The organism is Sphingomonas sp. PAMC 26617 (assembly GCF_000242835.1).
Taxonomy (GTDB): domain Bacteria; phylum Pseudomonadota; class Alphaproteobacteria; order Sphingomonadales; family Sphingomonadaceae; genus Sphingomonas.
The window spans coordinates 1,397,291-1,413,674 of sequence record NZ_JH594425.1 but is presented as its reverse complement, the minus strand read 5'-3'; the positions used below and the strand labels follow the sequence as shown (position 1 = coordinate 1,413,674).

Genomic DNA, 16,384 nt, shown 5'->3' with positions numbered 1-16,384 from the left:
CGAGGCACCGCCCCACCCCCAACCCCTCCCCTGAAGGGGAGGGGCTTTAGGAAAAAGCACGCCACCTCTCAAAGCAGCCCCTACCCCGCGCTCCCGCCGCGCACGACCGTCCCGCCCTTCATCACGAACGACGGACGCTCGAGCGTCCGGATATCCGCCAGCGGATCGCCGTCCACCGCGACCAGATCGCCGTAGCGCCCCGCCGCGATCGCGCCGACATCGCCGGTCCGGTCCAGCGCCTGTGCCGCGCTGCTCGTCGCGGACTGGATCGCTTCCATCGGGGTCATCCCCCATTCGACCATCTTGGCGAACTGGAGCGCGTTGTTGCCGTTGGGATAGACGCCCGCATCCGTCCCGAACAGCATCTTGACCCCCGCTGCGTGCGCCGCGCGGAAGGTCTGGCGCTGTTTCAGGCCGATCGCGCGTTCCTTGTCGAGGCTCTCCTGGAACACGCCGTTCTTCGCGCCTTCGCCGAGGATATAGTCGTCGTCATAGATATCCATGTCGAACCACGCATTGTGCTCCTTGGCGAGCTTGAACGAGGTCGCGTCGGCAAGGCTTGCATGTTCGATCGTGTCGACCCCGGCGCGCAGCGCGACGTTGATCCCCTCGGTCCCGTGCGCATGGACCGCGACGCGCATCCCGAGCATGTGCGCCTCGTCGACGATCGCCTTGATCTCCTCATAGCTCAATTGCTGCGCGCCGACCGAGTCGGTCTTCGACAGCACGCCCCCGGTCATGCAGACCTTGACCACCTGTGCGCCATATTTGCGGATCGTGCGGACCGCCGCACGGAACCCCTCGGGCGAATTGGCGATCTGTGGTGCCGGCACCGTGATCGAGGGCGGGAATTCGGTCGCGTCGCAATGCCCGCCGGTCACGCCGAGCGCATAGGTCGCGGGGACGATCCGCGGGCCCGGGATCTCGCCGCGCTCGATCCCCTGCTTGATCCCGACGTCGGCATAGCCGCTCGAGCCGACGTTGCGCACCGTGGTGAACCCGGCATCCAACGTCTTGCGCGCATTGGCGACGCCGATCACGGTCCAGTAGCTGTCGGTGAACTCGAGCCCGCGATAGCCGCTGAGCGTCGGGTCGCTGGTCAGATGGACGTGCATGTCGATCAGCCCCGGGAGCACCGTGCGGTTGCCGAGGTCGATCCGCTCCGCGCCTGCCGGAATGGCATCGCCGCGCTTGCCGACCGTGGTGATCCGCCCGTCGACGATCACGATCTGCGCATCGTCGACACGCTTGCCGCCGAGCACGTCGATCATGTGCGCGGCGGTGACGACGACGGTCTTGGCGGACGCGGGCGCGGCCCCCGCCGCCGCAGCCAGAACGACCGCGACGGACAAGCAGGAAGTGAAACGCATGCAGCAGTCTTTCCGGAAAAGGGAAGGGATCAGAACTTTGCGCCGGCGCGAATGCCGATCGTGCGCGGGGTGTTGGTGACGATATACGGCCGTTGCCCGCAGCTCCCGCACTCCTGGAAGCGCGACAATTGCGCGCGCTCATCGAACGCGTTTTGCGCAAACAGCTCAAGGGTATAGCCCGAGAACTCCGCCCCGATCGCGAAATTGGCGGTGGTGTAGGCGGCAAGCCGTCCCTGCAGCGCGGCCGGATTGACGGTGTCGCCCGTCCCCGTCTGGAGGATCGCGGTGCGGATGTCGGACGAGGCCGAACTCTGGTGCGTCACGAGCGCCTGGACATAGGCTTTCGCGGTCCCGACCGGCTTGGTGTAGCGCGCGTTTCCGCTGATCTTGAAGCGTGGCGTCACCGGCAGGCGAGTCCCCGCGGGCGCGCTGATGAAGTTGCCGGTGCCGGTACAGGTGAAGGTCGGCTCGTTGATCGCGCACAGGTTCCGCCGCGTCTTGGCGTCGGTGTAGGAGCCCGCCGCGGTCAGCGCGAGACCACCGCGCGACAGCGTCACGTCCGATTCCACGCCCCGGATCCGCGCATCCGGCCCGTTCTGGATCTCGGTGAAGCTGTTCTGTCCGAGGAAGGCGAACTGGAAACCCTTCCAGTCCTGTTGATAGACCGCGCCGTTGAAGCGGATCAGCCCGTCGAGCAGCGTCGTCTTCCAGCCGACTTCATAATTGATCAGCGTATCCGCGGCATAGGGCGCGACCGTCGCGCGCCGGTTGATCCCGCCCGGGCGGAAGCCCTTGGAAACGGTGCCGTACACCATCACCTTGTCGATCGGCTTCCACGTCGCGTTGAAGCGATAGGTCGCGCCCTGCCCGTCGATCTTGCGCGGCGAGAGCGCCCCGCTCGCATATTGCGCGAGGTTGGTACACGGGCTTCCGGCGACCGCCGCCGGAAGCAGCGTGCCGGTGGGATTGTCGCGCACCACCTGCCCGGTCGTGGTGTAGCAGCCGGCGACCCCGGTCTTCGAGCTGCCCGCGGCATTATACGGCGGCCCGTTGAAATCCCGGCCGAACCCGAAGAAGCCGATCAGCGAGTTGTCGAAGATATAGGCGCGCCCCCCGGCGGTCAGCGTCAGGCGCGGGAGCAGGTCGAAGCTCGCCTCGCCGAACACCGCGTAATCCTTGTCGACGCGATGCTGCTCGGTAAGCCAGAGCGTTCCCGGATGCCCATTGACCGACAACGTGTCGGCGAGGCCCGCAACCTGATAATCCTGGTGGATCGCGTTGCTTTGCCGCTGGTAGAAGGCGCCAGCGACGACGCGGAAGCGCTCGTCCTGCGGCGAGGCGACGCGCAGTTCCTGGCTGGTCTTCTTGAAATGGTCGGTGCCGATGATGTGCTGACGCGAATCGATCTGCTGGCCGGCATTGTTCTGGAAATAGAAATAGCCCGCGATCCCGCCGACCGAGGAATAAAGCGAATCATACGCCTCGGCATAATCGGTATAATCGGAGGACTGGGTGTCGCGCCGGTCGAAGTAGGCGCCGGCATAGGTCACGTCCCAATTGCCGACCTTGCCCTGGATCGTCAGCGCGGCCTGGACATAGCGGTCGCGGCGATATTCGGGGAAGAAGTGCTGGACCTGGAGGTCGCCGACCTTGGCGTCATAGCCGAAGCTGCCGTGGTTGCGCTGTTCCTGGTACAGCACCGTCGGCGTGACGGTCCAATTGTCGTCGAGATCGATCTTGAGCGCGGCGCGGCCGCCCCAGATGTCCGAATCGTTGTAATTCTTCTCGACGAACGCGGCGTTGTTGGCGGTGATCCCGCCGGTGAAGCTGCGCGTGCCGGGGACGTTGTCGATATAGCCCGCGTCATGCTGGTAGAAACCGACGACGCGCAAGGCGGCTTGCGTCGACAGCGGGATGTTGAGCATCCCCTCGATCCGGCCGCCCTGCCCGCCCGACTTGACCGTGTTCGCCTCGGCATCGACGCGGCCGTAGAAGCTCGAAACGTCGGGCTTGTTGGTGATGATGCGGATCGTCCCCGCCTCGGACGACGCGCCGTACAGCGTGCCCTGCGGCCCGGCGAGACTCTCGATCCGCGCGACGTCGTAGATATGGATGTCCGGCGTGCCGCCGATCGTCGTGACCGGCTGTTCGTCGAGATAGACGCCGACCGAAGGCAGCGAGCCCGAATGGTTGCCGTCGCCGCCGCTCGCGACGCCGCGCATGTAGATCGTCGTCACGCCCGGTTGCGAGCTCTGGAACGCGACCGAGGGAAGCAACTGCGAATAATCCGCGAAGCTGGTGACGTTGAGCTGGTCTAGCTTGCGCGTGCCGAGCGCCTGGATGCTGATCGGCACGTTCTGGATATTCTCGTCGCGCTTTTGCGCGGTGACGATGATGTCGCTTTGCTCGTCGGGTGCAGGCGTCGTGGTCGCAGGGGCCGCCGCGGTCTGCGCGATCGCCGGACAGGCAGTGACGGCGCTCGACACCATCAAGGCCACGAACAGCGAACGACGCTTCGAAATGTGCATGCAGACCCCCCAGTCAGAAATTATGTTGCGAAGCTGCACGGGTGGTGGCGCGTGGTCAATATGACAGTTTACCTACGAAACGTTCGCAGGTGCAGCGTGACAGTTTTGCAACGCAGCGAATTCAGCCGAAGCGCGGCACCTCGGGGTAGCAGTCCACGACGTCGCCCAGCGCGGTGCGGAGCGCGCCAAGATACGGATCGAACGCGTGCCACGCGCGCGTCCCTTCCTGGAAGATCGGCTTGCGCACCTGTTCCGAGCTTGCGGTCCGTACCGAGCGCTGGGTTTCGTGAAACGCGAGGCACGCGGGGTCGAAGTCCAGCCCGCAGGCTGCAAGCAGCGCGCGGACTTCCGCTTCGGTATCCCCCACCATCCGCTCGTACACGACACGGTGGATCCGGCCGGGAAACGCGTCGTCGACATGCGCCATCAACCGGACGTAATCGCGGTAATAGCGCCCCATGTCGTCGAGCGCGTAACTGAACGCCTGCCCGCGGGCAAAATGCTGTTTGAAGTTCGAAAAGCAGCAACCAAGCGGGTGGCGCCGCGCATCGATGATCTTCGCGTTGGGCAGGATTGCCAGGATCAGCGGCACATGCGCCCAGTTGTTGGGCAGCTTGTCGATGAAGAACGGGCGGTCGGTCCGCCGCTGCACCGCCGCGCGGTCGAGATACGCCGCCCCGATCCGACGCAGCGCGGCGGGATCGAGCGACGCCACTCCCGCCGGATAGTCCGCCACCTGCCGCGCAAGCGCAGGGATGTCGGGCAGCTCCGACGTGCCCTCGACCAGCGGATGGCTCGACAGGATCTGTTCGACCAGCGTCGAGCCTGCGCGCGGCATGCCGAGGATGAAGATCGGGTCGGGCGCGGCGCAGCCTTGCCCCGCACGCGCCGCGAAGAACGCCGCGTCGAAGGTCGCGATGCTGCGATCGACGAAGGCGGTGGTCTCATCCGCGTCGTAGACGAGCTTGGTCCGCCGCAACGCATTCCCCGCCGCATAATGGCCGAACGCCGCATCCGCCGCGCCGCGATCCTCGCACGCCTTGCCCAGCGCGAAATCGAGGTGAAAATGATCCTCGTCGCTAAGGTCCTCCTGCGCGAGCGCCGCCTGCATCGTCGCGATGTCGGCCTCGGTGAACACCAGCGTCTTGAGGTTGGCGAGGCTCCACCACGCCTCGCCGAGGCTCGGCGTGATCTCGACCGCGCGACGATAGGCGGCGATCCCATCCGCCTGCCGCCCGACGGTCTTGAGCATATGGCCGTAGCTCATCCACACGCGCGGTTGGTCGGGCGCCGTCTTGAGCACGGTCTCGTACAGCGTGATCGCATCGTCGAACCCGCCGACCCGCCCCAGCGCCGCCGCCTTGAGGTTGGCGTGCCCGGCATGGTCGGGCTCCTCCTCCAGCAACGCGTCGAGCTCGGCGATCGCCTCCATCGGGCGGTTGAGCCGGTACAGCACGATCGCGAGGTTCGCGCGCGCCGCGTGGAACGCGGGCGACACTTCGAGCGCGCGCCGCAGCAACGTCTCGGCATCCTTGTACCGCCCGATCCGCCCGGCGAGTTCCGCCAGCATTCGCATCGCCGCCGCATCGAACGGGTCCGCCTTCAGATGCGCGCGGAGCAACGGCTCCGCGTCCGACAGGCGGTTGTCGTGGAGCGCGAGCGCCGCCTCCATCAACCGGGGATGCCAGCGGGGCGGGGCGACAGAAGGCAGGGGGGCGGACAGCATCGCCCCCACACAGACCATGATGCTGCGCCGCGATCAAGCGGCCTGCCTCACTCCGCGAGCGGCGAGGTGTCGAACCGCGCGAGCAAGTCGGCGACATCGTCGTACAGCGCGATCGCCCCCGCCGCGCGCAACGCGGCGTCATCGAACCCGCCCGAGCGCAGCGCGATCGTGCGGATTCCGCATTTTGTCGCCGCCTCGACGTCGAACGGCGTGTCGCCGACGACGATCGTCGCGGTGGCGTCGACCGGCGCGACCTTGCGCAGCGCGGCTGCAAAAATGTCGCCCGCGGGTTTCGACGTCGCGGCATCGTCGATCGTCGTCCGCGCGTCGATCACCCGCTTGATCCCGAGGTGCTTGACGTAATGATCGACCTCATGCGCATCGGCGGACGAGGCGAGCACGACACGGCGGCCGGTGGCATGGACACGCTCGAGCAACGCCGCGGCCTGCGGAAAGGCTTTGACCGCGCCGAGATGACGCTGCTTGAACACTTTGCCCTGCCGGTCGGACAGGGCCTTGACGGTCTTCTCCGGGGTTCCCGGCAGCAGCGTGGGGACGAGCATGTCGCCGCCCTTGCCGATCTGCCCCCGGATCGCCGCGCGATCGACGATGAAGCCATGCTCGCGGAACGCAATGTCCCAGGCGTCGACATGGAGGTCGTTGCTGTCGACCAGCGTCCCGTCGACGTCGAAGAACACCGCCTCCACCCGGCGCGCGCGCTTCCGCCCGTTCCACGCGATCGCCGCGGTCCCCGCCACCAGCAACGCGCCTTCCCAGCCACGGCCCCGGCGCAACAGCGACAGGCCGAGCGTCGCCGCGGTCGTGGTCTTCCATCCGATCTTCGGCAACCCGATCAGCGCGCCGGCATGCCCGCCCGCGATCCCGGCGGCGGCACCATGCCAGGGCGAAGCGCGTCTTGGCTGATCGTCCTTCACCGTGCCAACCGTCTCTGGCGTGTCGGCGACATGATCCGCCACCCACGCGCCCCGGTCCCCCAGCGCTTCGGGCGGAGCAGCCGTCGTGTCCTGCTCGGTCTGATGCTCGAGTTCCGAATTGAGCTCGGCACCGAACAGCAGGATGTAGCTCGAGAGGTACAGCCAGGTGAGCGTGACCACCACCGCGCCGAGCGAGCCGTAGGTCGCGTTGTAATTGCCGAATTGCGCGACATAGATCCCGAAGCCGATCGTCAGCAGCAGCCACGACAGCGCGGCGAAGATCGACCCCGGCGTCAGCCACGACCAGCGCGCGTGCCGCCGCGACGGGCCGTAGCGGTACAACGTCGCCGCCGCCGCCGCGCCCACCAGGGTCAGCAGCAGGTAGACCGCGATCTTCCCCAGCACGACGACGAAATCGGGCGCGTTCGGGAACAGCGTGCCGAGATAACCGAGCGCCGCGATCGCGACGAGCGCAAGCATCGCGCCGATCACCGCCGCCGCGGTGATCCCGATCGCGAGCAGATTGACCCAGAAGAAGTTGCGCTTCTCGGTTTCCTCATAAGCGACGTTGAGCGCGGTGATCACCGCACCCGCACCATTGCGCGCGCCGAACAAGGCGAGCGCGAGCGCCAACAGGAGGCCAAAGCCCTTCTTGCCGTCGGAGGTCTGGACGATGCTCATCAACTGCTCGCCGATCAGCTTGGCGACATCCTTCGGCATGATCGAGGTGAGCTCGGTCATGTCGTGGACGACGGTCGCGGGATCGGCGGCGAGGCCGTACACCAGCACGATCGCGCCCAGCATCGGAACGATCGCAAGGAAACCGTAGAAGGCGACGCCCGCAGCGATCAGCCCGATATTGTCGGCACCCGTCTCGGCCCAGGTCCGCTTGAGCACCGCGATCCACGCCGCGCGCGGCATCTGCCACGGGCTGTCCGCATTTTTCCCCTGATCGTCCACACACGCCCCGATTTGCTGCGGCCCCGCAACACGGGCCATGTCGGTGAACCCACGGCCGACGTGGCCGTTCCGGGCATTCGGGTTGATGGACATCAGGTGGGAGCAGGCACGACCGCCGAATGTCACAGCGCAGAAACAAAATGACGCGCGACCGTAATGAAATTTGATCCATTTCCCTCCGCACGGCGTTTGTCGGGCGAAAGGGAGAGAATTCGCCTGATGTCTCGTTCCGATGCGCATGCTGCGATTGCAGACGCCCCCCCTTTGCCGCGAAATCGACCAACGGTCGCGAACCCGCGGGCGGGCATGGTCGCGGTGTGCGTTCCGGTCCGCAACGAAGCGGTGCTGTTGCCCCGTTTGCTCGACGCGCTCGCGCGACAGCAGCGCGCCGAATCGTTCGTGCTGTGCGTGGTCTTCGACGCCTGTACCGACGACAGCGCAGCGGTGGTCGCGGCGCGTTGCGCGGCGTTGCCGTTCGCGGTCGTCACGCAGATGCTCCCGCCGAACACCGCCCCCAACGCAGGTCGCGCGCGGGCGGCGGCGATGGCGCTCGGGCTGGCGACGGTCGGCGAGACGGGTGTGCTCCTGTCGACCGACGCGGACTCGGTCCCGGCGACGGACTGGATCGCCAGCAATATCGAAGCGCTCGACCTGGCCGACATCGCAGCCGGGCTGATCGTCCGCAGCGGCGGTGCGGCCAGCCCAGTTCAGGACCGGATCGAGGCCTATTACGACGGGCTCGCCCGGTTGCGCCGGTTGCTCGATCCCGTCCCGTGGGAAAACGGAGCCCCGCATCATTATACGAGCGCCGCGAGCCTCGGTTGTTCGGGTGCGACCTACCTGCGTCTGGGCGGATTCGCAGCGGTGGCGGCGGGCGAGGATGCGCGGCTGGTCGATCAGGCCTATCGGCTCGGGCTGCGCGTTCGGCGCGATTGCGCGATCCGGGTCGAAACCTCGACGCGGCGCGACGGGCGCGCGCGGGGCGGGCTGGCGGACCATCTGCGCGATCTCGACCAATCCGGGGGCGGTTCGGCGCGAATGGCGCATCCGGAGGACGTCGCGTGGCGCTATGCCCGGCATGCCGTCGCGCGGGCGGCGTGGCCGGTGACCGCTGCTGGTGCCGGGGTGCTGGCGGAAGCCTTGTGCTGCGGCCGCGACCATATCCACGCGGCTGCGGCGGATGCGGAAACCGCCGAGGCGTTCGCGATCCGCGTCGTGCCCGATATTCCCGGCGGCGAACGGCTGGTCGACCTCGCCGCTGCCGAAGCCGCGCTGGCGACGCTCCTGCTCCAGCATCAAGGCGTTGCCGCGTGACTCTCGCGCCCGATCCGCTCGACACGCTGCTCGCTTCCGCGCGGGCCGAAGCGTGGTCGATGGCGGAGACGTTGCGCGCCTTGCATGGCCTGCTCCCGGTACGCGGCGATCCGCGCGATGCCGCCGACCTGCTGACCTTGTTGCGGATGCTGTACCGGATCGGGCGGAGCGACCTTCCGCTGGCGCGGTTGTTCGAGGGGCATGTCGACGCGCTTCAGATCATCGGGCGCTATGACGACCAGGCGGAGTCGGTGCTGGCGACCGCTGCCGATGGCGGGCTGTTCGGCGTGTGGAACGCGGCGATCCCCGACGAACCGCTCCGCGTCGCCGATACGCGGCTCGAGGGCGGCAAGAGTTTCGCGTCGGGTTCCGGGATCCTCAGCCATGCGCTTGCCGGGGCGGATACGCCCGAGGGGCACCGGCTCGTGCTGATCGACCTCGCCGCCTCCGCGCCCGAGATCGATCGCGACTGGTGGAACGTCGTGGGCATGGAACGGTCGCAGACGCATATGGTGCGCTGGCATGGCGCGGACCCCGCGAGCTTCCGCACGATCGGAGCGCCGGGCGATTATGCGCGCGAGCCGTATTTCAGCGGGGGCGCGCTGCGGTTCGTCGCGTGCCATGCCGGCGGAGTCGCGGCGCTGTTCGACCATGTCCGCGCGCATCTCGTCGCAACCGGTCGGACGGGCGACCCGCACCAGCTCGGGCGGCTCGCGGACCTCTACGGCGCGGCCGACGCCGCCGCCGCTGCGGTCCGGTCGACCGCCGGACACTGGGGCGAAGCCGGGTTCATCGAGCGCGTCGCGGCGGCGCGACTCGCGGTCGCCGCTGCGGCTGAACGCGCACTCTTGCTCGCGCAACAGGCGGTCGGGCTGTCGGGAATGTTCGTCGCGCATCCGCTGTCGGCGGCGATGACCGACCTGATGGTGTATCTGCGCCAGCCCGCCCCCGATGCGCAGCGGATGCGGGTCGGCACCGCAGCGGTCGATGCCGTGCTGGTCCCCGCACTGTGAAGCCGCTTTCGCTCGACCGGGTGCGCAGCGCGCTGATCGTCGCGCCGCATCCCGACGACGAGGCGATCGGGGCGTTCGGGCTGATCGCGCGGTTGCGACGGCGCGGGGCGCGGGTCCGCGTGCTGATCGCGACCGATGGCGCGGGGTCGCACCCCAACAGCCTGCGCTGGCCGCGCGCGCGGCTGGTCGCGCAGCGGCGGCGCGAGACGCGCGCGGTGCTGGCGCGGATCGGTGTCGCGGCGCGGGACGTGCGGTTTCTCGGGCTGCCCGATGGCGGGATGACCGCTGGCGGCACGATGGTGCGCGCGACGCTGGCGCGGGCGCTGGCGCAGGGGCGCGGGCACGACCTGCTCGTCATCCCCGCGCAGGACGACGACCATCCCGATCACCGGGTCGTCGCTGCGGTCGCGGCGGACTGCCCGGCGGTGCGGCGGCTCGAATATCTCGTCTGGCCCAACCGCCAGATTCGCGCGCGTCCGGCGACGCACCGGCTGACGCTCGGTCCGTCGGGTGCGGCGAAGCGGGGCGCGATCCGGCGCTATTACAGCCAGTTCGGGATGATCGACGACGATCCGACCGGGTTCACCATCTCGCGCGGCGAGCTTGCCGCCTTCGCGCATCCGGTCGAACGCTATCGCGCGGTGGCGCGATGAAGCCGATTGATCTTGCCGGGTTCGAGCAGAAATTCGCGGGCGATGCCGACCCGTGGAGCACCTTCACCAACCGCGACGAGGCGCACAAGCGCGGCGCGATCCTCCACGGCCTCGGGTCAGGGCCGATCGGGCGGGTGCTCGAGCTGGCGGCGGGCAACGGTTCCAACAGCGTCGCGCTCGCCCGCCGCGCGCTTCGGCTCGATGCGACCGAGGGCGCGGAGAGCGGGGTCGAACTGGTGCGGCGCGCGGTGGGGGCTGATCGCCATGTGCGAGTCCGGCGGCTGGTGCTGCCGGGGCGCTTCCCCGCGGCGCGCTACGACGCGGTGGTGGTCGCCGAGGTGCTCTATTATCTGTCGCCGCGCACGCTGCGGCAGGTCGCGCGCGATGTCGCCGCCGCGCTGCGCAGCGGCGGGCGGCTGGTGCTCGCGCATCACCGCGTCGATTATCCCGATTTCGTCCAGCATGCCGCGCACATCCACGCCCGCTTCCTCGCCGCGACCGGCGTGCGCTGGCGCGGCGTCGGCGATACCCGCACCGGCCGGTGGCGCGTGCAATCCTATGAACGTCGATAAACCATGACCCAGAACGCCCCCCTCCGCATCGCCATGCTCGCGCCGATCGCGTGGCGCACCCCGCCGCACCATTATGGCCCGTGGGAGCTGAGCACGAGCGTGCTGACCGAGGCGCTGGTCGCCCGCGGGGTCGATGTGACGCTGTTCGCGACGCTGGACAGCGCAACCGCGGGGACGCTCGCGGGCGTGGTGCCGCGGCCGTATAACGATGCCCCCGGGATCGACGCCAAGGTCTGGGAGATGCGCCACGTCGCGCATGTCATGGAACAGGCGGATGCGTTCGACATCATTCACAACCAGGCGGATTTCGTGCCGCTCGCGTTCAGCCGGATGATCCGCACCCCGATCGTGACGACGCTCCACGGCATGCCGTCCGAGCGGATCCTGCCGATGCTCGAGGAATATCAGCACGACGTCGACTATGTCGCGATCAGCGCGACCGACCGCAGCCCGGTCTTGCGCTACGCCGCGACGATCCCGCACGGGATCGTCGTCGAGGCGTTCCCGTTCGGCGCAACACCGGTGCGCGAACTCCTGTTCTTCGGGCGGATCCATCCCGACAAGGGCACCGCGGTTGCGATCGCCGTGGCGCACGCCGCGGGGATCCCGCTGCACATCGCCGGGATCGTCCAGGACGAGCGCTATTTCGAGGAAGAGGTCCGCCCGCACATCGACGGCGTCACCGTGCGCTATTCGGGTGCGCTCGGGGGCACGGAACGGCTGTCCGCGCTTGGCTCGGCGATGGCGCTCCTCCACCTGATCGATTTCGAGGAGCCGTTCGGGCTCTCGGTGGTCGAGGCGCTTGCCTGCGGAACCCCGGTGATCGCGTTCCGGCGGGGGTCGATGCCCGACATCGTCCGCGACGGCGTAACCGGCTTCGTCGTCGATACGCCCGAACAGGCGGTCGCGGCGATCGACCGGGTTGCCGGGATCGACCGGCACGCGTGCCGCGCCGATGTGATCACGCGCTTCTCCGCCGACCGAATGGCAGCGGACTATCACGCGCTATATGGAGAGATGCTCGCGCGGCGCGCGCCGAAACGCCGCGCGATGCTTGCCGCCAGCCGCTAAGCCGGGTCACCTACCAGCGGAACGCGACCGTCCCCTGCACCGTGCGGCGGTTGCCGTACCAGCACCACGCGTAATCGAGATAACAGGTCGACACATATTTCCGGTCGAACAGGTTCGCGGCGTTGATCGCGAGCGACAGACCCTGCAGCCGCCGAGCGATCTTGCCGAGGTCGTAGCGCACCAGCGCGTCGAACAGCGTGAAGCCCGGGGTGCTCTGCGCCGCGCCCGTGACGCCCGCGGGATTGGTGTACGCACCCGCGAAAATGCTGTCGACATGCCGCACCGCGCCCCCGATCGCGAAGCCTTGCCATGCCCCCTTGGTGGGCGCCCATTCGAGATTGGCGGAAACCCCGCCGCGCCCGACGCCCAGGATCCCGCGCCCGACATTGGCGGGAATCGCGTCCTCGAGCGTGCGCACCTTCTGCCGGCTGTAGGCGAGCTTGGCGGCGAAGTCATACGGCAGCGGCACAGTCGCCTCGACCTCGACGCCGGTCGAGCGGACCTTGCCGTTCTGCAGCGCGACGAAGGTCGGGAGATAGGTCAGCACATTGCTCTGGTCGATCCTGAACCAGGCGCCGGTGACGAGGATCTTGGTCCCCGGCACGGTATATTTCGCGCCGACCTCGATCTGCTTGCCAAGCGACGGGTCGGCGAGGCCGAACGTGCCGTCGGCATTCTGGACGGTGGCGTTCTGCGGCTGGAACGAGGTCGCATAGCTGGCGTAGGGCGCGAGCCCGAACGACGTCGTATAGAGCCCCGCGACACGATAGGTGAACTTGCGCGACACCTGCGTGTCCGCGCCCGGGTTCGACCGCTGCCGCGCCCAGTCGTGCCGACCGCCGAGCACGACGCGCAGGCCACCCCAGGACAGCTCGTCCTGCGCATACAGGCCGGCCTGCTGCTGCAACGGGCGCTGGACCGTCACCGGGCCGCCGTCCGGAACGGTGTCCGGCGTCAGAGGCACCGCCATCGTGCCATAGACCGGGGCGTATCCGTCAACCACCGTCGCGGTGCCGAACGCGGGGGCGTAACTTGCCTTGCTGGTCTGGTAATCCACCCCGAACAGCAGGTCGTGCTTGACCGGGCCGGTCGTGACCGCGCCGTGGAGCTGGTTGTCGAACACCCAGCCGTCGCTGCGCTCCCGCGTGGAATAAGAGGCGCGGGTGAAGCTGCGCTGGGTCAGGTCGGTCGCGAGCAGCGGCCCGGCGGCATAGACCAGCCCCAGGTTCGAGGTTGCGTGCTGATACCGCCCCGAGCCGCGGAAATTCCAGCCCGCGCCGAAATCGTGGTTGAGGATATACGTCCCCGCCGCCTGCTCGCGCGCGAAGATGTTGTCGCGTTCGCCGAAATCGCGGTCGGTCGGCAAAGCACCGTTGGGGTTGGCGATGAAGGTCCCCGAGGCCGGGAACACCCCGTAATTGCCGTTCTGTGGATCGTGCGAATAGGCGCCGAGCAGCGTCAGCGTCGTCGCATGCCCGGCGTTGAGCGTGACCGCGCCCGAGATCGTCTGGCGTTCACGCGCGTTGAACTGCTGTTGCGTATGCGCGCCGTTGACGCTGCCATAGACCCGCCACAACACCGACGATCCGGCGCGACCGCCCACGTCGGCGTCGGCGCGGTAGAGATCATAGGTGCCGTACGTCCCCGAAACCGCACCGTAGACATCGCGGTCGAGCGGCAGCTTGCTCGACAAGGCGACGAGCCCACCCGGGCCGGACTGGCCGTACAGCACCGAGGCAGGGCCCTTGACCACTTCGACCCGGTCGAGCCGCGACACGTCGATCTGTGGCGAGAGATAGCCGGCACCTTCGATCAGCTTCAACCCGTCGAGGAACTGCGGCGCATCGAACCCGCGCAGCTTGAACTGGTCGTACACTTCGGCGCTCGCGCCGCGCTGCTCGGTGGTGACCCCCGCGACGAAGCGCAGCGCCTGGTTGAGGTTGGCGAGGCCGAGATCGGCGATCTCGGCGGCGGAGATGACGCTGATCGACTGCGGGGTTTCCGCCAGCGGCGCCGCGGATTTGGTGCCCGCGGAGGCTTCGGTCGAGGGACGCTCGCCGGTCACGATGATCGCGGTGTCGTCGGCTTGTGACGCGGGTGCGACCTGTGCCGCTGCTGGAAGCGCAGCCATCGCGGTACCGAGCATCAAAGCCGACAGAAAGGGGCGCGTCATCCAAAAGTCCTCATCAATGTTGAGGCGCCTATGGCTGTGTTGAGAACGATTATCAATTGCAATAGTCGGGAGGTGTCGAGTTTCCTTCTTTCCTGCTTCCTTCCCCGGCGAAGGCCGGGGCCCAGTAGAGGGGCAGAAGATTGGTGAGGACAGCGCCTCTACTAGCTCTGCGCCACAACTGGGCCCCGGCCTTCGCCCTGGAAGCGCAGAAGGTAAGGAAGGCGCGGAACAGGGAGAGGCAAGAGTAGCGGTAGCGGCTGCCTTTTCCCCCCTACCGATTGGCGCCCCCCCTGCCGCGAACGCTTGGAATCCGACCTCGACATCTTCGTTCCGGGCCCGATACGCAATCGGCCCGGGATCGCGGTGCGATCCCGGGCCGATTTTCCGTCGTATTACGAGGGCGTCAGCCGTCGAGCGACCGCCGGAACGTCTCGGGCAGGAACACCAGCCCGACCACCGCAGTCACCGCGCAGGCGAGGATCGGGTACCACAGCCCGTAATAGATATCCCCGGTCGCGGCGACCATCGCGAAGGCGATCGTCGGGAGGAACCCGCCGAACCAGCCGTTGCCGATATGATAGGGCAGCGACATCGACGTGTAGCGAATTCGCGTCGGGAACAGCTCGACCAGCAACGCCGCGATCGGGCCGTAGACCATCGTCACGTACAGCACGAGGACGACGAGGATCGCGACGACGAGCGGCTTGTTGATCTGCGCCGGATTCGCCTTCTCGGGATAGCCGACCTTGGTCAGCGCGGCCTTCACCTCGCCGCCGAACGCCTTGATCGCGGCGGCGCGGGCAGGCCCGGTCACCTTGGCCGGATCGACCACCGGGATCGTGGCGTTACCGATCTTGATCTGCGCGACGGTTCCCGCCGGTGCCACGACGTTGGCGTAGGAAATGCCCGCCTTCGCCAGATACGACTTGGCGATGTCGCACGAGCTGCTGTCGAACTTGTTCTTGCCGACGGGGTCGAACTGGACCGAGCATTCCGCCGGGTTCGCGACGACCGCGACCGGTGACGAGGCCTGTGCCGCATACAAAGCAGGGTTCGCCGCCTGCGACAGCGCGTGGAACAGCGGCATATAGGTCAGCGCGGCGAGTGCGCAGCCCGACAGGATGATCCACTTGCGCCCGATCCGGTCCGACAGCCAGCCGAAGAAGATGAACCCGGGCGTCGCGATCAACAGCGCAACCGCGATCAGGATGTTGGTGGTCGGCCCGTCGACGCGCAGGTTCTTCTCGAGGAAGAACAAGGCGTAAAACTGGCTGGTGTAGAAGACGACGCCCTGCCCGACGACCGCGCCGAACAAGGCGATCAAAACGATCTTGAGGTTGCCCCATTTGGCGAACGCCTCGGTCAGCGGGGCCTTGGAGGTCTTGCCCTCCTCCTTCATCTTCTGGAAGACCGGGCTTTCCTCGAGCTGCATCCGGATCCACAGCGACACCGCAAGCAGCGCAATCGAGACGATGAACGGGATCCGCCAGCCCCAAGACGCGAACGCTGCCTCGCCGACCGCGGTGCGGACGCCGATCACGATCAGCAGCGCGGCGAAGAGGCCGAGCGACGCGGTCGTCTGGATGAAGCTGGTGAACAGGCCGCGCTTCTTTTGCGGCGCATGTTCCGCGACATAGGTTGCCGCCCCGCCATATTCGCCGCCGAGCGCGAGGCCCTGCAACAGGCGCAGCGCGACCAGCATGATCGGCGCGGCGACGCCGACCGAGGCATAGCTCGGCAACAGCCCCACGAGGAAGGTCGACAGGCCCATGATCGCCATCGTGACGAGGAAGGTGTTCTTGCGCCCGACGACATCGCCGATCCGCCCGAACACCAACGCCCCGAACGGCCGGACCGCAAACCCCGCCGCGAACGCCGCGAGCGCGAAGATGAACCCGGTCGTCTCGTTGACGCCCGAGAAGAACTGCGCGGTGATGATCGTCGCAAGCAGGCCGTACAGGTAAAAATCATACCATTCGAACACCGCGCCCAAGGACGACGCGATGATGATCAGTGGCTGGCTTTGTTTCGTATGTCCCAGGGGCGAATCCCCGACCGTTGTAGCCATG

The 16,384-nt window shown here is 67.7% G+C and carries 11 protein-coding genes; 5 read left to right on the top strand and 6 right to left on the bottom strand.

Features of this window, described 5'->3' with window-relative positions; genetic code table 11:
• Positions 1 to 80: 80 nt before the first annotated feature.
• The 4 genes from RH91_RS06150 to RH91_RS06135 all read right to left on the bottom strand — a co-directional run bounded on the left by RH91_RS06150 (position 81) and on the right by RH91_RS06135 (position 7,612).
• Entirely contained in the window at positions 81 to 1,370 is a 1,290-nt protein-coding gene (locus tag RH91_RS06150) for a Xaa-Pro dipeptidase (protein WP_010161733.1), read from the bottom strand.
• A gap of 29 nt (positions 1,371 to 1,399) precedes the next feature.
• Positions 1,400 to 3,898, bottom strand: coding sequence for a TonB-dependent receptor (locus RH91_RS06145; protein WP_010161732.1), 2,499 nt, complete (start codon positions 3,896 to 3,898; stop codon positions 1,400 to 1,402).
• A gap of 121 nt (positions 3,899 to 4,019) precedes the next feature.
• Positions 4,020 to 5,570: a tetratricopeptide repeat-containing sulfotransferase family protein gene (locus tag RH91_RS06140; RefSeq protein WP_010161731.1), complete on the bottom strand. Its 1,551-nt coding sequence runs from the start codon at positions 5,568 to 5,570 to the stop codon at positions 4,020 to 4,022.
• A gap of 101 nt (positions 5,571 to 5,671) precedes the next feature.
• The gene (locus RH91_RS06135; RefSeq protein ID WP_010161730.1) at positions 5,672 to 7,612 is read right to left on the bottom strand and encodes a YhjD/YihY/BrkB family envelope integrity protein; all 1,941 of its coding nucleotides are present in this window, start codon (positions 7,610 to 7,612) and stop codon (positions 5,672 to 5,674) included.
• Between the two features lie 126 nt (positions 7,613 to 7,738).
• On the opposite strand from RH91_RS06135, the gene RH91_RS06130 reads away from it, so the two are divergent.
• The 5 genes from RH91_RS06130 to RH91_RS06110 are packed head-to-tail and all read left to right on the top strand — an operon-like array spanning position 7,739 to position 12,142.
• Positions 7,739 to 8,833 (top strand): glycosyltransferase, encoded by a 1,095-nt coding sequence (locus RH91_RS06130; RefSeq protein ID WP_232283417.1) that lies wholly within the window; start codon positions 7,739 to 7,741, stop codon positions 8,831 to 8,833.
• Entirely contained in the window at positions 8,830 to 9,846 is a 1,017-nt protein-coding gene (locus RH91_RS06125; RefSeq protein ID WP_010161727.1) for a hypothetical protein, read from the top strand. The genes RH91_RS06130 and RH91_RS06125 overlap by 4 nt, the downstream gene beginning before the upstream one ends.
• Positions 9,843 to 10,499 (top strand): PIG-L deacetylase family protein, encoded by a 657-nt coding sequence (locus RH91_RS06120; RefSeq protein ID WP_010161726.1) that lies wholly within the window; start codon positions 9,843 to 9,845, stop codon positions 10,497 to 10,499. The genes RH91_RS06125 and RH91_RS06120 overlap by 4 nt, the downstream gene beginning before the upstream one ends.
• Positions 10,496 to 11,071 carry a class I SAM-dependent methyltransferase gene (locus tag RH91_RS06115; protein WP_010161725.1) on the top strand — a complete coding sequence of 192 codons (576 nt, stop codon included), beginning with the start codon at positions 10,496 to 10,498 and terminating at the stop codon, positions 11,069 to 11,071. Before RH91_RS06120 ends, RH91_RS06115 begins: the two co-directional genes overlap by 4 nt.
• A gap of 3 nt (positions 11,072 to 11,074) precedes the next feature.
• The gene (locus tag RH91_RS06110; RefSeq protein WP_010161724.1) at positions 11,075 to 12,142 is read left to right on the top strand and encodes a glycosyltransferase family 4 protein; all 1,068 of its coding nucleotides are present in this window, start codon (positions 11,075 to 11,077) and stop codon (positions 12,140 to 12,142) included.
• Between the two features lie 10 nt (positions 12,143 to 12,152).
• On the opposite strand, the gene RH91_RS06105 is transcribed toward RH91_RS06110, so the two are convergent.
• Positions 12,153 to 14,315 carry a TonB-dependent siderophore receptor gene (locus tag RH91_RS06105; protein ID WP_010161723.1) on the bottom strand — a complete coding sequence of 721 codons (2,163 nt, stop codon included), beginning with the start codon at positions 14,313 to 14,315 and terminating at the stop codon, positions 12,153 to 12,155.
• A gap of 403 nt (positions 14,316 to 14,718) precedes the next feature.
• A complete protein-coding gene (locus RH91_RS06100) occupies positions 14,719 to 16,383 on the bottom strand; it encodes an MFS transporter (protein ID WP_010161722.1) in 1,665 nt (554 codons plus the stop codon).
• Between the last annotated feature and the right edge of the window lies 1 nt (position 16,384).